Consider the following 14,641-nt stretch of genomic DNA (forward strand, 5'->3'; position numbering starts at 1 on the left):
CGCTGCGCGCCGCTGTGTTGATTCAACGCAGTGAGGGTGGCCTTCACTGCAGACGGGTCAGGCGTACTGGGCCTCGTAGGTCCTCGCCAGTTCGGCGTGCACCTCCGTGGAGTCGGGCAGCGCCTCGCCGTCCAGGGTGTGCACGCGCGTGAGCTTCCGGACCGACGACGCGAGGAAGACCCCGTCGGCCGAGGCCAGCTCCGCCACCCGCAGCGGCTCCACCTTCGTCGTCCAGCCAGCCCGCTCCGCCGCACGGAAGACGTCGCCCTGCGTCGTGCCCGGCAGGATGCCGATCGTGGGCGGCGGCGTGTAGAGGGTGCGGCCACGCGCAACGATCACCGTGGACGTCGGCCCCTCCAGCACCGAGCCGTCGGTCGCCGTGAAGATCACGTCGGCGGCGCCGCGCCTGGCCGCCTCGCGCACGGCGGCCATGTTGATCGCGTACGACAGCGACTTGGCGCCGAGCAGCAGCCACGGGGCACGCTCGGCGACGTCGGTGCCGATCCCGCGGTCGAGCGTGATCGCGGCGATGCCCTCGGCCCGCGCCCTCTTGACCTTCTCGTCGATCTCCATGCCCAGCGCGAACGCCGTCGGCGTCGACGAGGGGTCACCCTCGATGCCGCGCGTGAGCACCAGCTTGAGCGCGATCTCCGAGGACCCTGACCAGTTGTCGATAACCAGCTGGACGACGCGCTCCCACGCCGCGCGGTCCGGTTCGGGCAGGTCCATCATCGCCGCGGACCGCGCGAGCCTGTCGAGGTGCGGACCCAGCTCGCGGGGTTTGCCGTCGGTGACGAGGATCGTCTCGAAGATGCCGTCGCCCCTCAACACGCCGAGGTCGTCGACGCGGAGGTGGGCCTGGTCGGGGTCGGCGAGAGTGCCGTCGAGGAAAGCGAGCACGCGCATGTCCTCACCGTACTCACCTACGATCGGTCGTATGGCCTACCAGTCACCGCTGCTCTCCCGGCCCGGCGCGGTCGGGGCACCCGAAGGTCACCCCGATGCCGGGGTGCCCTGGCACTGGGGGGATCCGTTCGCCGAGCAACGCACCGCCGTCCGTGGCGTGGCCGTCGTCGACCGGTCCCATCGAGAGGTCATCACGGTGGCGGGCGAGGAGCGGCTGTCATGGCTGCACCTCGTGATCTCGCAGCACGTCTCCGGGCTGCCCGCCGACACCGGCACCGAGGCGCTCGTGCTGGACAGTCAGGGCCGCGTCGACGCCCACATGGTGCTCGGCTACACCGGCGACACCGTGTACCTCGACACCGACCCCGGCGCGCAGGCCACGAGCGCGCTGCCGAAGGGGGGCAAGCAGACCCTGCTGGGCTACCTCGAGGCGATGAAGTTCTGGTCCAAGGTGGACATCCAGGACGCGACCGGCGACCTGGCCGTGCTCACCCTGCTGGGGCCCGACATCCCCAGCGTCCTCGACGTCGAACTCGGCCGGCAGCCCTACGCCGTTGCGCCGCTGCCGGGTGGCGGGCTCGCGCGGCGGATGCCGTGGCCGGGCAGGCACGCCGTGGACCTGCTGGTGCCGCGGGCCGAGCTGGCGACGTGGTGGGAGCGGCTGACCGACGCGGGCGCCCGGCCAGCGGGCAGCTGGGCCTTCGAAGCCCTGCGCGTGGAGTCGCTGCGCCCGCGCCTCGGCGTCGACACCGACGAGCGCACCATCCCGCACGAGGTGAACTGGATCGGCTCGGCGGCCCACGTCGCGAAGGGCTGCTACCGGGGCCAGGAGACGGTGTCCAAGGTGCACAACGTCGGCAGGCCGCCGAGGAACCTGGTGCTCCTGCACCTCGACGGATCACCGGAGATCTATCCCGAAACGGGTGATCCCGTGCTGCTCGGCGAACGCCAGGTCGGCCGCCTCGGCACCGTCGCGCAGCACCACGAGCTCGGCCCGATCGCGCTCGCGCTGGTCAAGCGGTCGACCTCGGCAGAAGCGGAACTCATGGCAGGCGCGGAGGACCGTGCCGTGCAGGCCGCCATCGACCCCGACTCGGTCCCCGCGGAGGGTGCGGCGCCGGGGCGGGAGGCGGTACAACAGTTCCGGGGATGAGATGATCATGTCTCTCTCCCTGGTGTGCCCGACCGATCTAGAGCAGGATGGCCCCCGTGATCGAAGTCCGGCCCGGCGGGCGACGTCGCATCGACCGTGTCCTAGCCGCCGACTACGTCCGTGACCTGGACGCGCTCCAGCTGACCACGCTGCGCGAACGACGGGACGAGGCCGCCCAGGAAGAGACGGACCTCTCCTACCTGCGCAGGCTGCTGCACGCCAGGATCGACATCGTGAAGGCCGAGCAGCAGCGCCGCTTGTCCGGCGGGGACGCCAGCATCGTCGACCAGCTGGCCACGATCCTCGCCGACAACGCCCTCGGTCCCGCGACGGGCTCGGGCAGGCACCAGTCGCTCGAACCGTCCAGGGCGGGCGAGTACCGGCGGCGGGCCGAGGCGCTGGTCGGCAACGCGGATCTCTCGGACGTCTCCTCCCTCTCGGAGGAGCAGCTCACCCAGACACTGGACAGCTTCCGCGAGCAGGAACAGTCCGTGTCGCAGCGGCGGCGCGAGGTGCAGGCCGTCGTCGACGCCTTCAACGCCGAGATCGCCCGCCGCTACGCCTCCGGCACGGCCTCGGTCGACGAACTGCTCGCGAGTGAGCGGCGGAGGGACGAGTCCGAGGGTGAGTGACCCGGCCCTTGTCGAGCTCGTCCGCTCCGGGTTCGTCGAGAGCGTGCACCACGGCGCGCTGGTGATCGTCCGGCCGGACGGGTCGGTGCGCACCGCGCTCGGTGACGTGGAGCGGCCGTTCTACCCCCGCTCGGCCAACAAGCCACTGCAGGCCGTGGGCATGCTGGAGTGCGGGCTGGAGGCCGGCGCCGAGGAGCTCGCGCTGATCTGTGCCTCGCACAACGGCGAGCCGGGGCACGTCGAGCTGGCGCTGGCGATGCTCGCCTCCGCCGGGCTCTCCGAGGACGACCTGCGCTGCCCCGCCGACTACCCGCTGTACGAGCCCGCGCGGATCGAGGCGATCCGCGCGTGGCCGGGCAGGCGGCGCGCGGCGATGAACTGCTCGGGCAAGCACGCCGGGATGCTGGCCACGTGTGTGCGCAGGGGCTGGCCGACCAGCTGTTACCACGAGCCGGGGCACGAGCTGCAGCAGGCGATCGCCGACACGGTGGTGAAGCTGACGGGCGAGCCGATCGCGGCGACCGGGGTCGACGGCTGCGGTGCGCCTCTCCTCGCGTTCTCGCTGGCCGGACTCGCGCGGGCCTTCTCCCAACTGGTGACCGCCGAGCACGGGCCGCGCCGGCGGGTGGCCGACGCGATGCGGGCGAGGCCGTGGCTCGTTGCTGGCACCGGGCGCGACGACACGTTGCTGATGCGCGCCGTGCCGGGGCTGCTGGCGAAGGTGGGCGCCGAGGGCGTGCACGCCATCGCGCTGCCCGACGGCACGGCGGTGGCGCTCAAGCTCGCCGACGGCGCCACGAGGGGCCGCGCTCCGCTGCTGGTCGCGGCTCTGCGTGCGCTCGGGGCGGTGCCGGAGAACCCGGCCGCGACCTCGGTCCTCGACGGCCTCGGGAAGGGCGCGGGCGTGGTGCTCGGCGGCGGCCGCGAGGTCGGTGAGCTGCGCGTGACCGACGAGGCGCTGAAGGCCCTCGCTAGTGCCCCCCGCCGGAAGTTCGCCAGCGGAAACCTGGATCCACCGACTTAAGCAACAGACCTCCGGCGGAGGGCACTAGTTGAACCGCTCCCGCGCGGCCAGGTCGCCCCAGTAGTCCCGCAGCGTCTGGAACAGCTCGGCGATCTCCTCGACGGCACCGCCGCGCAGCGCCTCCAGGATCGAGTGCACCTCCTCGGCGGAGGTGTCCGACTCGAGGATCGGGTCCTCGATCAGCTGGACGAGCCCGCCGTAGTCGAGCTCGACCGCCGAGGCGGGGTGGAAGTTCGAGAGCCAGCGCCCGGTCTCGGCCAGGATCCGGGTGGGGCCCGAGTCGCCGAGCGTGTCCTGCACTAGCTCCTCCGCCTCGGCCACCCTGCGCAGCGCGTCGGTCATGGCCGTGCGCCAGGACAGCTCGCGCCTGGGGTCGTGCTGGCCGTCGCCGAGCACGAGCCTGCGCTCGTCGGGCTCGATGAGCGAGAACCACGGCAGCGGCACCGTCCAGGTCGTCGACAGCACGTGCATGGTGCCGGTGCGCACGTCGCGCAGCGCGGCGTTGGCCCTGGACCTCACCGCCTCGGCCGACTCGCCGGCGGCGTCGAGCACCGTCGAGCGCAGGGCCGGGTGCGCCTCGCCGAGGAAGCCGATCAGCGCGGCGGCCGAACGCACCCGCACCTCCAGCGGGCACACGAGCGGGCCGGGACCCACCACGGCGCTGCCGGCGGCGGGCACGTCGGCGGGGTCGAGCACGAGCACGTCGGTTTTCCCGCTGGGCGCGGGAGCGCCCCCTGGGAGCTCGGCGGGGAGCAGGCGAGGCGGTGTTGAAATCTGTGACTTCAGCCACAGCAGGTGCTCCCGCTCGCCGGCGGTGGCACGGGTCAGCTTGGCCGCCTCGGCGGCACGCACCAGCTGGTCGTCAGGGGGTTCACCGAAGGCCGACAGCGGTTCGTACACCCGGAGATAGGCCACGAACGGACGGAGCACCCCGAAATCCTGGCACGCCCTCGCACGCACGCGAGCACCGGCTGGTCCGTTCTGGTGGCGGGGAGCAATACTGTCACCGTTCGCACACCGTGCCACGTCGCATGAGACCCCGTCGACACGGTACGGTGTCTTCAGGAAATAGTTGTCGAGACGACGCGGGGCCGCCGATTCCCCCGGCCGCCCCGCCCCTGTGCAAGGGGGTCGAGCCATGGGGCGCGGCCGAGCTAAGGCCAAGCAGACGAAGGTGGCCCGGGAGCTCAAGTACAGCGTTCCCACCACGGATTTCGATGCTTTGCAGCGCGAGCTGTCGGGCAGTTCCTCTGACGAGGACAACCACCGCGGTGAGGACGAGGAGCGGTACGAGGACCCGTACGACGGGTACGACGACTACCGTCGTTGAAGCACTGCGTGACGCGAGGGTGGGAGCCGGTCCGCCGGTACCCACCCTCGCGTTCCGCGTGCTCACCTTTTCGCTGGCGAGCAGACGTGAGGAGCAACGGTGCCTGACATTCAGCGCGTCGGAGTGGTCGGAGCGGGCCTGATGGGCTCGGGCATCGCGGAGGTGCACGCGCGAGCCGGCGTCGACGTGGCGGTGACCGAGGTGAGCAAGCCCGCGCTCGACGCGGGCAGGGCGCGCATCGAGAAGTCGCTGCAGCGTGGTGTCCGCAGCGGCAAGCTCGCGGCGGAGGAAGCCGACGCCGCACTCGCGCGGATCACGTTCACCACCGACCTCGACGCGTTCGCCGACCGCGATCTCGTCGTGGAGGCCGTGCTCGAGCAGGAGCAGGCCAAGGTCGAGGTGTTCCGCTCGCTGGACAAGGTCGTCGAGCGCGAGGACGCCATCCTCGCGTCCAACACGTCCTCCATCCCGATCATGAAGCTGGGCATGGCCACGGACCGGCCGCAGCAGGTGATCGGCATCCACTTCTTCAACCCGGTGCCGGTGCTGCCGCTCGTGGAGCTGGTGCCGTCCCTGCTCACGGGTGACAAGACCGCGGAGCGGGCCGACGCGCACGTCGCGGGCGCGCTAGGCAAGACGGTGATCCGCTCGCAGGACCGCGCGGGCTTCATCGTCAACGCGCTGCTCGTGCCGTATCTGCTCTCGGCGATCCGGATGTTCGAGTCGGGCTTCGCGTCCGCCGAGGACATCGACCACGGCATGGAGAAGGGCACCGCACACCCGATGGGTCCGCTGCGGCTGGCCGACCTCATCGGGCTGGACACCATCAAGGCCATCGCGGACTCGATGTATGCCGAGTTCAAGGAGCCGCTGTACTCGTCGCCGCCGTTGCTGCTGCGCATGGTGGACGCCGGCCTCCTGGGCAAGAAGACCGGCCGGGGCTTCTACAGCTACGAGTGAGGCGGCCGCCGTCGAGCAGATCGTGGGCGGTCAACGCGTTCCCGGCACGACGCCTAGAGTGCGGGCGTGGAAACTCAGCTTCGGGTCGGCCTCGTCGGCGCAGGACCGTGGGCGCGGACCGTGCACGCGCCCGGCATCTCCGATCATCCCGGCACGTCGCTGAGCGCGGTGTGGACGCGGCGGCCGGAGGTGGCCGAGGCCCTCGCCGAGGAGCACGGCACCTACGCGTGCGCGAGCTTCGAGGAGCTGCTCGGCGAGGTGGACGCCGTCGCGTTCGCCGTGCCGCCCGCCGTGCAGGCCGAGTACGCCGTGCCCGCCGCGAAGGCGGGTAAGCACCTGATCCTGGAGAAGCCGCTCGCGCACGACGTCGCCGCGGCGGAGCGGATCGCGGACGCCGTGTCCGAGGTGGGCGTGGTGGCGCTGCTGATGCTGACCATGCGCTACACGCTGCAGACCCGCGAGTGGCTGGCGGGCCTCGCCGAGGCCGGCGGCTGGAAGGGCGGCAACGCCCGGTGGCTGTCCGGCGCGCTGCTCGGCGAGAAGTACGGCGGCTCACCGTGGCGGCAGGCCGAGGGCGCGCTCGGCGACATCGGACCGCACGCGTTCGACCTCATGGACGCCGCGCTGGGCGAGATCACCGGGGTGCTCGCGGCGCACCGGACCGACGCCGACCTGTGGCACGTGCTGCTGGAGCACGAGGGGAGCGCGACGAGCACGGTCGCGCTGTCGACGCGGCTGCCGATGCGGCCGACCGTCACCGAGTTCGCGGTGTACGGCGACGCGGGGTTCCGCTCGATGCGCCGCAAGCCGGGCCAGGAGGGCGAGTCGTTCACGGCCCTGCTCGACGACTTCGCCGCCCTGATCGCCAGCGGGGTTCGCGAGCACGACTGCGACGTCCACCGCGGCCTGCACCTACAGCGCGTGCTGGCCGAATGCCTCCGAGTCGCCTCCTGAACATGACTGCCCCCAAGGCCACCTTTGTTGCGTTGAACGCAACAAAGGTGGCCTTGGGGGCGGTTGGGGTCAGGCGTCGACCTTCTCCTTGGGGGTCTCCTCTTGCCCGCGCTTGGTCAGCTTCCGGATGAGGGGCCACGCGAGGATCAGGGCGATCACCACGTAGACCGTCACCGCCATCGGGGAGTTGACCAGCCCCGAAAGGTTGCCGTCGCTGATCTGCAGGGCTCGCCGCATCTGCAGCTCCGCCGCCGGGCCGAGGATCACACCGATGATCGCCGGGAGCACCGGCAGCCCGAACCGCCGCATCGCGAAGCCCAGCACTCCGATCGCGAAGAGCAGCAGCAGGTCGAGCACCTCGCCGCCCACCGAGTACGCACCCACGCTGGCGAAGAACAGGATGCCCGCGTACAGGTACGGCCTGGGGATGCGCAGCAGCTTCGCCCACACCGGCGCCATCGGCAGGTTGATCACCAGCAGCAGCACCAGGCCGACGAACAGGCTCGCGATGAGACCCCACACCAGCGCCGACTCCCGCTCGAACAGCAGCGGGCCCGGCTGGATGCCGTACTGCTGGAACGCCGCGAGCATCACCGCGGCCACCGCGGTGGTGGGCAGGCCAAGGGTCAGCATCGTCACGAGCGTGCCCGCCGCGGACGCGCTGGCCGTCGACTCCGGCCCCGCGACGCCCTCGATGGCGCCCTTGCCCCACTCGTCCTTGTGCCGCGAGAACCGCTTCTCGGTCACATAGGAGAGGAACGTCGGGATCTCGGCGCCACCGGCCGGGATCGCCCCGAACGGGAACCCGATGAACGGACCGCGCAGCCACGGCTTCCACGTGCGCCGCACGTCGCCCCTGCCGAGCCACGGCCTGCCGACCGGAATGGGCTGCGCGAGCTTGTGCCGCAGGTGCGCGGCGACCCACAGCGACTCGCCGACCGCGAACAGGCCGACCGCCACGATCACCACGTCCACGCCGTCGGCGAGGTGCAGCGAGCCGAACGTCAGCCGGGCCTGGCCGGTGAGCTGGTCGAGGCCGATGAGCCCGATCGTGAGACCGACCAGCAGCGACGCGAACCCGCGCAGCCGCGACTTGCCGAGCACCGACGTCACCGCGACGAACGCGAGCACCATGATCGCGAAGTAGTCGGGGGCGCCGATGTCGACGGCCAGCGACGCGACCGCGGGTGCCAGGAGCACCAGCAGGATCGTGCCGACGATGCCGCCGATGAAGTGCCCGATCGCCGCGGCGGCCAGCGCCTGTGGGCCGCGGCCGCGTTTGGCCATCGGGTGGCCTTCCATCGCGGTGACCACCGCCGCCGTCTCACCGGGCGTGTTCAGCAGGATCGACGTCGTCGAGCCGCCGAACATGCCGCCGTAGTAGATGCCGGCGAACATGATCAGCGCCGCCGTCGGGTCGAGCCCGTAGGTCACCGGCAGCAGCAGGGCCACCGCCATGGCGGGGCCGATGCCCGGCAGCACGCCGATCGCGGTGCCGAGCACCACGCCGATGGCGGCGACGAGGAGGTTCGACGGGGTCAGCGCCGTGCCGAAGCCGTCGAGCAGCGAAGAAACGGCGTCCATCAGAACACCCCCATCAGCGGGCCGCCAGGCAGCGCAACCCCGAGCAGCTCGTTGAAGGCCACCCACGTCACCACCGACAGCACGGCGGCGATCAGCGGGTCGCGCACGAAGTTCCGGCTGCCCAGCGCGTAGGCCGCGCCCCAGAACATGACCGCCGACGACACCGGGAACCCGGCCACGTCGATCAGGGCCGCATTGGCGAGGAACGCGCCCGCCAGCATCAGCACCGTGCGCCAGTCGGCGGCGGTGGACAGGTCGATGTCCTCGCCGCCCTCGGCCTCGCCCTTTCCGCCGCGCAGCACCTCGCGCGCAAGCAACAGCGAGATCAACACCAGTAGCGAGCCGACGGCCACCGGCACCGCCTGCGGCCCCAGCGGGCCGCGCGTGGTGAAGTCGGTGGGCAGGGTCAGCCCTTCGGTGAGCACCAGCACGCCCAGCAGCAGCAGGAACGCGCACATGCCCAGCTCGGAGTGCTCACGCCACCAGCTCTTGTGCTCCGGTGTGCCGGTGGACTCCTCCACCGTGGACGTCTCGACGCTCATGCCAGCCCCAGCTCCTTCAGCACCGACTCGACGCGCTCGGTCTCCGAGGCCAGGAAGTCACCGAACTCCTCGCCCGTCTGGAAGGCGTCGTCCCACGCGTTGAGCCGCAGGGCCTCCTTCCACTGCTGCGTGCCGTGCAGCTTCGTGAACATCGTGATGAGCTTGTCGCGATCGGACTCCGACAGCCCCGGTGGCGCGACGATGCCTCGCCAGTTGGTGAAGTTCACGTCCACACCGGACTCGATGAGCGTCGGCGCGTCGATGCCGTCGACCCGCTCTGGGCCGGTGACCGCGAGCGCGCGCAGTTCTCCCGCCTCGATCTGGTCGCGGGCCTCGCCGATGCCGGTGACGCCGAAGGCGACCTTGCCGCCGAGCACCGAGGCCATCAGCTCGCCACCGCCGTCGAACGACACGTACCTGACGTCCTTCGGCGCCAGCCCGATGGCCTTCGCGGTGAGCATCGGCGCCAGGTGGTCGGGCCCGCCGGGCGACGAGCCGCCGCCCACGGGCAGCGCGGCAGGGTCGGCCTTCCACGCGTCGAGCAGCTGACGGATGTTCTGGTAGGGCGAGTCCTCGCCGACCACGATGATGTCGGCTTCCTCGGTCAGTTTCGCGATCGGCGTCGTGTCCGCGAGCGACGACGGCGACGAGTTCGTGTAGACCGAGCCGACCACGCCGAGGCCCATCGACATCGCGAGCTTGCCGTTGCCACGTTCGCCGACGAGCCTGCCGAGCCCGACCGTGCCGCCGGCACCGGGCAGGTTGAACACCTCGGTCGTGCCGTTGAGGCCGTTGTCCTCGATCGCCTTGACCGCGGTTCGCGCGGTGATGTCGTAGCCGCCGCCCGGCGTGTTCGGCACCATGACGCGAAGGCCGCGGATCTGCGACCCGGCCTCGTCACCGCCGGAGCTCACGAGCGGAGGCACGAGCAGGACCAGCAGCGCCGCACCGAGCACCGCCAGCCATGTCTTCGGATTCCTCATTCCCACCTCACTGTGATCGCAGGACATGGTGCAACGGCGGGCAGGTGAAGTCTCGGTTACGGGCTTATCGGTACTTGTGTTCGTTCTGCTCACGAAGCGGGGGCCGTGCGAGGTGTCATAGTTGGTCCGATGGGCGCGAAGGGATCACTGGCGCGGCAGCTGCTCGGCTGGCTGCTGGCGATCGTGTTCGCCCTGCTCGGCTGCGTGCTCGTGTTCTCGGTGATCCAGTCCAACAGCAACTTCGCCGACATCGAGGGCCGCAGGCTGCTGTCCGTCGCGGAGAACGTCGCCGCGACGCCCGGCGTGCGCGTGAGCCTCGCCGACCCGGTGAACCGCGACCCGCTGCCGATCTTCGCCGAGAGCGCTCGCAGCCTGTCCGGCGCCGACTACGTGAGCATCGCCGATCCGGCGCGCCGCGTGCTGGCCTCGCAGGACCCCGACCAGCTGCGCACCACACTCCCGCTCGGCGACAGCACGGTGGCTCGGGGTCGCGCGTGGGTCGGCGTCGTCGGCGACTCGCTCGTCGCGCACGTGCCCGTGATCGGCGACGACGGCTCGATGGTGGGCATCGTCGCCGCGGGCAAGGCCACCCCCGGCTTCTTCGAGGGCATCGCCAACCGGCCGAGCGACGCGCTCGTGCTGCTCGGCATCGCGACCGTGCTCGGCATCGCCGGGTCGCTGTTCCTCGCCTGGCGGGTCAAGAGGCAGACGCTGGGGCTGGAGCCGCGCGAGATCACCGGACTCGTCGAGCACCGGGAGGCACTGCTGCACGGCATCAAGGAGGGAGTGATCGGCCTCGACCAGCAGAACCGGATCACGCTGGTCAACGACCACGCGCGGGAACTGCTGGCGCTCCCGGACGACTGCGTGGGCATGCGGATCGACGACCTCGACGCCGGCGACCGCCTGCGGGACGTGCTCACCGGCCGGGCCAGCGGTACGGAGGCGATCGTGCTGCGGGCCGGCAGGGCGCTGGTGATGAACCGGCTGCCGGTTTCCCGGGACGGCCGCGAGCTGGGTGCCGTGGCGACCCTGCGCGACCGCACCGAGCTGATCGAGCTGCGGGAGGAGCTGGCCGCCAGCTCTCGCGCTGGCGACACGCTGCGGGCGCAGGCCCACGAGTTCACCAACCGGCTGCACACCATCGCCGGGCTGATCGAGCTTGGCGAGTACGACGAGGCCCGCAACTACGTGAACCTGGTCAGCCGCGCCCACGACGAGTGGCACGACCAGGTCAGCGCGCGGATCGGGGACGCCGCGGTGGCCGCGCTGCTGATCGCGAAGGCGAGCCTCGCGGCGGAGCAGGGTGTGGGCATGCGGCTCACCGACGACAGCAGGCTCGGCGAGGTCGACGAGCAGCTCTCCGCCGACCTGGTGACCGTGGTCGGCAACCTCGTCGACAACGCGCTCGACGCGCTGCGCGGGGCGGACGGGGACGACTGGGTCGAGGTGGGCATCACGTCCGACGCCACAGCGGTGTCGGTGGTGGTCCGCGACTCCGGCCCCGGTGTCGCGCCCGAGATCGCCACCGAGGTCTTCACGCACGGCTTCACCACCAAGGCCGCCGAGCACGGCGGCCCGCGCGGGCTCGGGCTCGCGTTGACGCGGCAGACGTGCAGGCGGCGGGGTGGCTCGGTGGAGGTGCACAACGCGGGCGGCGCCGTGTTCACCGCGGTCTTGCCGTTCGAGGGCTCGCGCGCGAAGGTATCCCGATGATCCGAGTGCTCGTGGTCGACGACGACTTCATGGTCGCGAAGGTCCACAGTGGCTACGTCGAGCGCACGCCGGGCTTCACCGTCGTCGGTGCCGTCCACACGGGGGCCGACGCGCTGCGCGCGGTGCGCGACCTCGCCCCCGACCTCGTACTGCTCGACATCTACCTGCCCGACCTCGACGGCCTCACGGTGCTGCGCGAGCTGCGCGCGGACCCCTCTACTGTGGACACCGACGTCATCGTGATCACGGCGGCCCGCGACGTCGACACCATCAGGGGCGCGATGCGCGGAGGCGCGCTGCACTACCTCATCAAACCGTTCTCCTACGCGGCGCTGCGAGACCAGCTGGACCACGTCGGTTCGCTGCATGCCAAGCTCGCCCGGCTCTCCGCGCGCCCGACCGCGGGACAGCAGGACGTCGACGACGTGTTCGGCACCCGCGCGCGCAGCACGAGCGCGCTCCCGAAGGGGCTCACCACCCAGACCGCGCAGCTGGTGCGGCAGGCGCTCGTCGACCACCCCGACGGGCTGTCGGCGAGCGAATGCGCGAAGGCGACGGAACTGTCGCGGCCGAGCGCCCGCCGTTATCTCGAGCATTTCGTGGAGACGGGTCGCGCGGAGGTGCGGCTCCGCTATGGCGGAACGGGCAGGCCGGAGCGCCAGTACCACTGGCGTAGTTGAACAGGCAATCACCAAATTGTGCGTCCGCTTTCCCCGTGCGATTTCGCGTCCGTGATGTAAAGGTGATCTTGGGAGTCGCGAGAAGTCGGGGGAGGCAGATCGCGTGGAATTTCTGCTGCGCAGTTTCGGAGTACTGGTCCCCATAGCGGTACTGACACTGCCGTTCGCTCTGCTCGCCTGGCGGCAGCTGGCAATACGGCGAAGCCGAGGACAGTCCGGCGGACAGGCCATGTTCACCGCCGGGCTCGACGTGGCGATCACGCTGCTCGGCGCGCTCGTGATCGCGCTCGTTTTCCTGCCGATTCCCGGCCCGGGAGGGGTGAACCTCATACCGGGAACGGACCTGGAGATCGCGCTCACGGACAACGACTCGTTCTGGCAGGTCACCGCCAACGTCGCGATGATGTTCCCGCTCGGGATCCTGCTGCCGCTGCGCTGGCGGTGGTGGCGCTCGGTGCGCAGGGTGACGCTGGCGGCGCTGCTCGCCTCGATCGGGATCGAGGCACTCCAGTACCTGATCGACGCGGGCAGGGTCACGTCCACCGACGACGTGCTGCTCAACACCGTCGGCGCCACGGTGGGCGCGAGCCTCGTCAGCCGCACGCCCGCCCCCGCGGTCAGCGTTCCACGTGGATACCCATCCCCGGCCCCAGCGGCAGATCGGCGAAGTAGAACACCGACAGAATGGTTGCCCACGCAGTCCAAAATGGAACCACGAACGGCAGCATCTTCGCGATCACCGTTCCCAGTCCAGCGTTCGGGTCATATCTCCGAACGAACGTCAGCAGCACGATCATGTACGGGTTGAGCGGTGTGATCACCTGTGTCGCCGAGTCGCCGACCCGGAACGCGGCCTGGCTGAACCCGGGTTCGAAGCCCAGCAACAGGAACATCGGCACGAACACCGCGGCCATCAGGGTCCACAGGCTGGAGCCGGAGATGATGAACAGGTTCAGCACCGAGGCGAGCACGATGAAGCCGAGGAACGCCGCGTACCCGGTGAGCCCGATGCTCTCCAGGAAGTTCGCGCCGGTGACCGCGAGCCACGCGCCGATGTTGGTCCACGAGAACAGGGCGATGAACTGGCCGAGCACGAACGCGAGCACAATGAACCCGGAGAGATCCTTGAGCGCCTTGCCCATGAGCAGCGGCACGTCGGCGGAGCGGCGGATGGCTCCGGCCGAGATGCCGTAGGCGAGGCCGGGCACGAAGAACGCGACGAACACGAGCGTGGTCACCGAGTCGAGCAGCGGAGACTCCGGCAGGAAGCCGCCGTTCTCGTTGCGCAGGGGCGAGGACGGCAGCAGCACGAGCACCAGCACGGCCGCCGTGGTGACGAGCAGGGCGAGCCCCGCCGTCAGCAGCGCCCTGCGCTCGCGCGGTTCGAGGTCGGCGGTGAGCGTGGTGTCGGCGGCGGGCTCCACCTCGTCGCGGGGGAAGCGGCTCCGTTCCAGCGCGGGCTCCACCACCTTGGCGATGATCAGTCCGGCGAGCAGACTCAGCGTGACGGCGGCGACGACGTTGAAGAAGTAGTTCGAGATCGGGGTGACCGTGGTGCCCGAGTCCGGCAGCGTGGCGGCCACCGAGTTGCTGATGCCGGCGAACAGCGCGTCGAGGCTGGTCACGAACATCGACGTCGAGTAGCCGGCGCCCGCTGCCGCGAACCCGCCGATGAGCCCGGCGACCGGATGCCTGCCCGCCGCCTTGAACACCATCGCCGCGAGCGGCGGGATGATGATGAACGCCGAGTCGGCCATGATGCTGCCCGAGACGCCGACGAACCCGAGCGCGTAGGGCAGCAGCCAGCGCGGCGCCCGCCGGAAGGCGAGCCGGATCAGCGCCGACAGCAGCCCGGTCCGCTCGGCGAGGCCGACGCCGAGCATGATCGTCACCACCGTCTGCAGCGGCGGGAACTCGATGAAGTTCGTCGCCAGCCCGGTGAACAGGAACTGCAGGCCCGCGCCCGTGAACGCGCCCTGGATCGGCGTGGCCTCGTCCTCGCCCGGGATGCTGACGGTGACCCCGGCCGCGGCCATGATCGTGGAGACCACGCCGACCAGCAGGGTCAGCAGGACGAACAGGATGAACGGCTCCGGCAGCCGGTTGCCGACCCGTTCGATCCAGTTCAGGATCCGGTCGAGCAGGTGCTGCCGCGCGGGTGCCTCGGTTTCGGACAT

14 protein-coding genes and 1 pseudogene are annotated in these 14,641 nt (G+C 70.8%); 9 read left to right on the top strand and 6 right to left on the bottom strand.

Annotation, left to right across the window (positions count from 1 at the left end; genetic code table 11):
* Positions 1-57 precede the first annotated feature (57 nt).
* On the bottom strand, positions 58-906 hold the full coding sequence (locus tag FCN18_RS00200; protein ID WP_112265352.1) for an aminodeoxychorismate lyase: 849 nt from the start codon (positions 904-906) through the stop codon (positions 58-60).
* A 31-nt stretch (positions 907-937) separates the two neighbouring features.
* Between FCN18_RS00200 and ygfZ the strand changes: the two genes are divergently transcribed.
* The 3 genes from ygfZ to FCN18_RS00215 are packed head-to-tail and all read left to right on the top strand — an operon-like array spanning position 938 to position 3,715.
* A complete protein-coding gene (gene ygfZ / locus FCN18_RS00205; protein WP_112265354.1) occupies positions 938-2,059 on the top strand; it encodes a CAF17-like 4Fe-4S cluster assembly/insertion protein YgfZ in 1,122 nt (373 codons plus the stop codon).
* A 56-nt stretch (positions 2,060-2,115) separates the two neighbouring features.
* Positions 2,116-2,691 carry an RsiG family protein gene (locus FCN18_RS00210; protein WP_112265356.1) on the top strand — a complete coding sequence of 192 codons (576 nt, stop codon included), beginning with the start codon at positions 2,116-2,118 and terminating at the stop codon, positions 2,689-2,691.
* Positions 2,684-3,715: an asparaginase gene (locus FCN18_RS00215; protein ID WP_137092729.1), complete on the top strand. Its 1,032-nt coding sequence runs from the start codon at positions 2,684-2,686 to the stop codon at positions 3,713-3,715. Before FCN18_RS00210 ends, FCN18_RS00215 begins: the two co-directional genes overlap by 8 nt.
* Positions 3,716-3,739: 24 nt before the next feature.
* On the opposite strand, the gene FCN18_RS00220 is transcribed toward FCN18_RS00215, so the two are convergent.
* Positions 3,740-4,645, bottom strand: a complete 906-nt coding sequence (locus FCN18_RS00220) for a hypothetical protein (RefSeq protein WP_137092730.1) — start codon at positions 4,643-4,645, stop codon at positions 3,740-3,742.
* Between the two features lie 208 nt (positions 4,646-4,853).
* Here FCN18_RS00220 and FCN18_RS00225 point away from each other — a divergent pair, with 208 nt between their 5' ends.
* From FCN18_RS00225 to FCN18_RS00235, 3 genes are all read left to right on the top strand, one after another.
* Positions 4,854-5,045: a DUF3073 domain-containing protein gene (locus tag FCN18_RS00225; RefSeq protein WP_110334016.1), complete on the top strand. Its 192-nt coding sequence runs from the start codon at positions 4,854-4,856 to the stop codon at positions 5,043-5,045.
* A gap of 99 nt (positions 5,046-5,144) precedes the next feature.
* On the top strand, positions 5,145-6,005 hold the full coding sequence (locus FCN18_RS00230; protein ID WP_113644554.1) for a 3-hydroxybutyryl-CoA dehydrogenase: 861 nt from the start codon (positions 5,145-5,147) through the stop codon (positions 6,003-6,005).
* Positions 6,006-6,071: 66 nt separating this feature from the next.
* Positions 6,072-6,959, top strand: a complete 888-nt coding sequence (locus FCN18_RS00235; protein WP_137092731.1) for a Gfo/Idh/MocA family protein — start codon at positions 6,072-6,074, stop codon at positions 6,957-6,959.
* Positions 6,960-7,028: 69 nt separating this feature from the next.
* On the opposite strand, the gene FCN18_RS00240 is transcribed toward FCN18_RS00235, so the two are convergent.
* Genes FCN18_RS00240 through FCN18_RS00250 form a run of 3 tightly spaced genes read right to left on the bottom strand, consistent with a single transcriptional unit; the run spans position 7,029 to position 10,068 of the window.
* The gene (locus tag FCN18_RS00240; RefSeq protein ID WP_137092732.1) at positions 7,029-8,543 is read right to left on the bottom strand and encodes a tripartite tricarboxylate transporter permease; all 1,515 of its coding nucleotides are present in this window, start codon (positions 8,541-8,543) and stop codon (positions 7,029-7,031) included.
* Positions 8,543-9,085 carry a tripartite tricarboxylate transporter TctB family protein gene (locus FCN18_RS00245; RefSeq protein WP_112265368.1) on the bottom strand — a complete coding sequence of 181 codons (543 nt, stop codon included), beginning with the start codon at positions 9,083-9,085 and terminating at the stop codon, positions 8,543-8,545. Before FCN18_RS00245 ends, FCN18_RS00240 begins: the two co-directional genes overlap by 1 nt.
* Positions 9,082-10,068: a Bug family tripartite tricarboxylate transporter substrate binding protein gene (locus tag FCN18_RS00250; protein WP_112265370.1), complete on the bottom strand. Its 987-nt coding sequence runs from the start codon at positions 10,066-10,068 to the stop codon at positions 9,082-9,084. Before FCN18_RS00250 ends, FCN18_RS00245 begins: the two co-directional genes overlap by 4 nt.
* Positions 10,069-10,197: 129 nt before the next feature.
* Between FCN18_RS00250 and FCN18_RS00255 the strand changes: the two genes are divergently transcribed.
* The 3 genes and pseudogenes from FCN18_RS00255 to FCN18_RS40805 all read left to right on the top strand — a co-directional run.
* Entirely contained in the window at positions 10,198-11,784 is a 1,587-nt protein-coding gene (locus FCN18_RS00255; protein WP_137092733.1) for a sensor histidine kinase, read from the top strand.
* Positions 11,781-12,464: a response regulator gene (locus FCN18_RS00260; RefSeq protein ID WP_113644551.1), complete on the top strand. Its 684-nt coding sequence runs from the start codon at positions 11,781-11,783 to the stop codon at positions 12,462-12,464. Before FCN18_RS00255 ends, FCN18_RS00260 begins: the two co-directional genes overlap by 4 nt.
* A gap of 229 nt (positions 12,465-12,693) precedes the next feature.
* Positions 12,694-13,047: pseudogene (locus FCN18_RS40805) on the top strand (VanZ family protein); the annotation flags it as partial.
* Positions 13,048-13,081: 34 nt separating this feature from the next.
* Here the strand turns inward: FCN18_RS40805 and FCN18_RS00270 are convergent.
* A complete protein-coding gene (locus FCN18_RS00270) occupies positions 13,082-14,641 on the bottom strand; it encodes an AbgT family transporter (protein WP_137092735.1) in 1,560 nt (519 codons plus the stop codon).

Source organism: Prauserella endophytica (assembly GCF_005146945.1).
GTDB classification, from domain to species: Bacteria; Actinomycetota; Actinomycetes; order Mycobacteriales; family Pseudonocardiaceae; genus Prauserella_A; species Prauserella_A endophytica.

Bases quoted from the DNA above. Each gene is read 5' to 3' on its own strand.
- FCN18_RS00245 (WP_112265368.1), bottom strand. From the start codon at position 9,085: ATGAGCGTCGAGACGTCCACGGTGGAGGAGTCCACCGGCACACCGGAG.
- FCN18_RS00260 (WP_113644551.1), top strand. From the start codon at position 11,781: ATGATCCGAGTGCTCGTGGTCGACGACGACTTCATGGTCGCGAAGGTC.
- FCN18_RS00225 (WP_110334016.1), top strand. From the start codon at position 4,854: ATGGGGCGCGGCCGAGCTAAGGCCAAGCAGACGAAGGTGGCCCGGGAG.
- FCN18_RS00270 (WP_137092735.1), bottom strand. From the start codon at position 14,641: ATGTCCGAAACCGAGGCACCCGCGCGGCAGCACCTGCTCGACCGGATC.
- FCN18_RS00255 (WP_137092733.1), top strand. From the start codon at position 10,198: ATGGGCGCGAAGGGATCACTGGCGCGGCAGCTGCTCGGCTGGCTGCTG.
- ygfZ (WP_112265354.1), top strand. From the start codon at position 938: ATGGCCTACCAGTCACCGCTGCTCTCCCGGCCCGGCGCGGTCGGGGCA.
- FCN18_RS00250 (WP_112265370.1), bottom strand. From the start codon at position 10,068: ATGAGGAATCCGAAGACATGGCTGGCGGTGCTCGGTGCGGCGCTGCTG.
- FCN18_RS00240 (WP_137092732.1), bottom strand. From the start codon at position 8,543: ATGGACGCCGTTTCTTCGCTGCTCGACGGCTTCGGCACGGCGCTGACC.
- FCN18_RS00200 (WP_112265352.1), bottom strand. From the start codon at position 906: ATGCGCGTGCTCGCTTTCCTCGACGGCACTCTCGCCGACCCCGACCAG.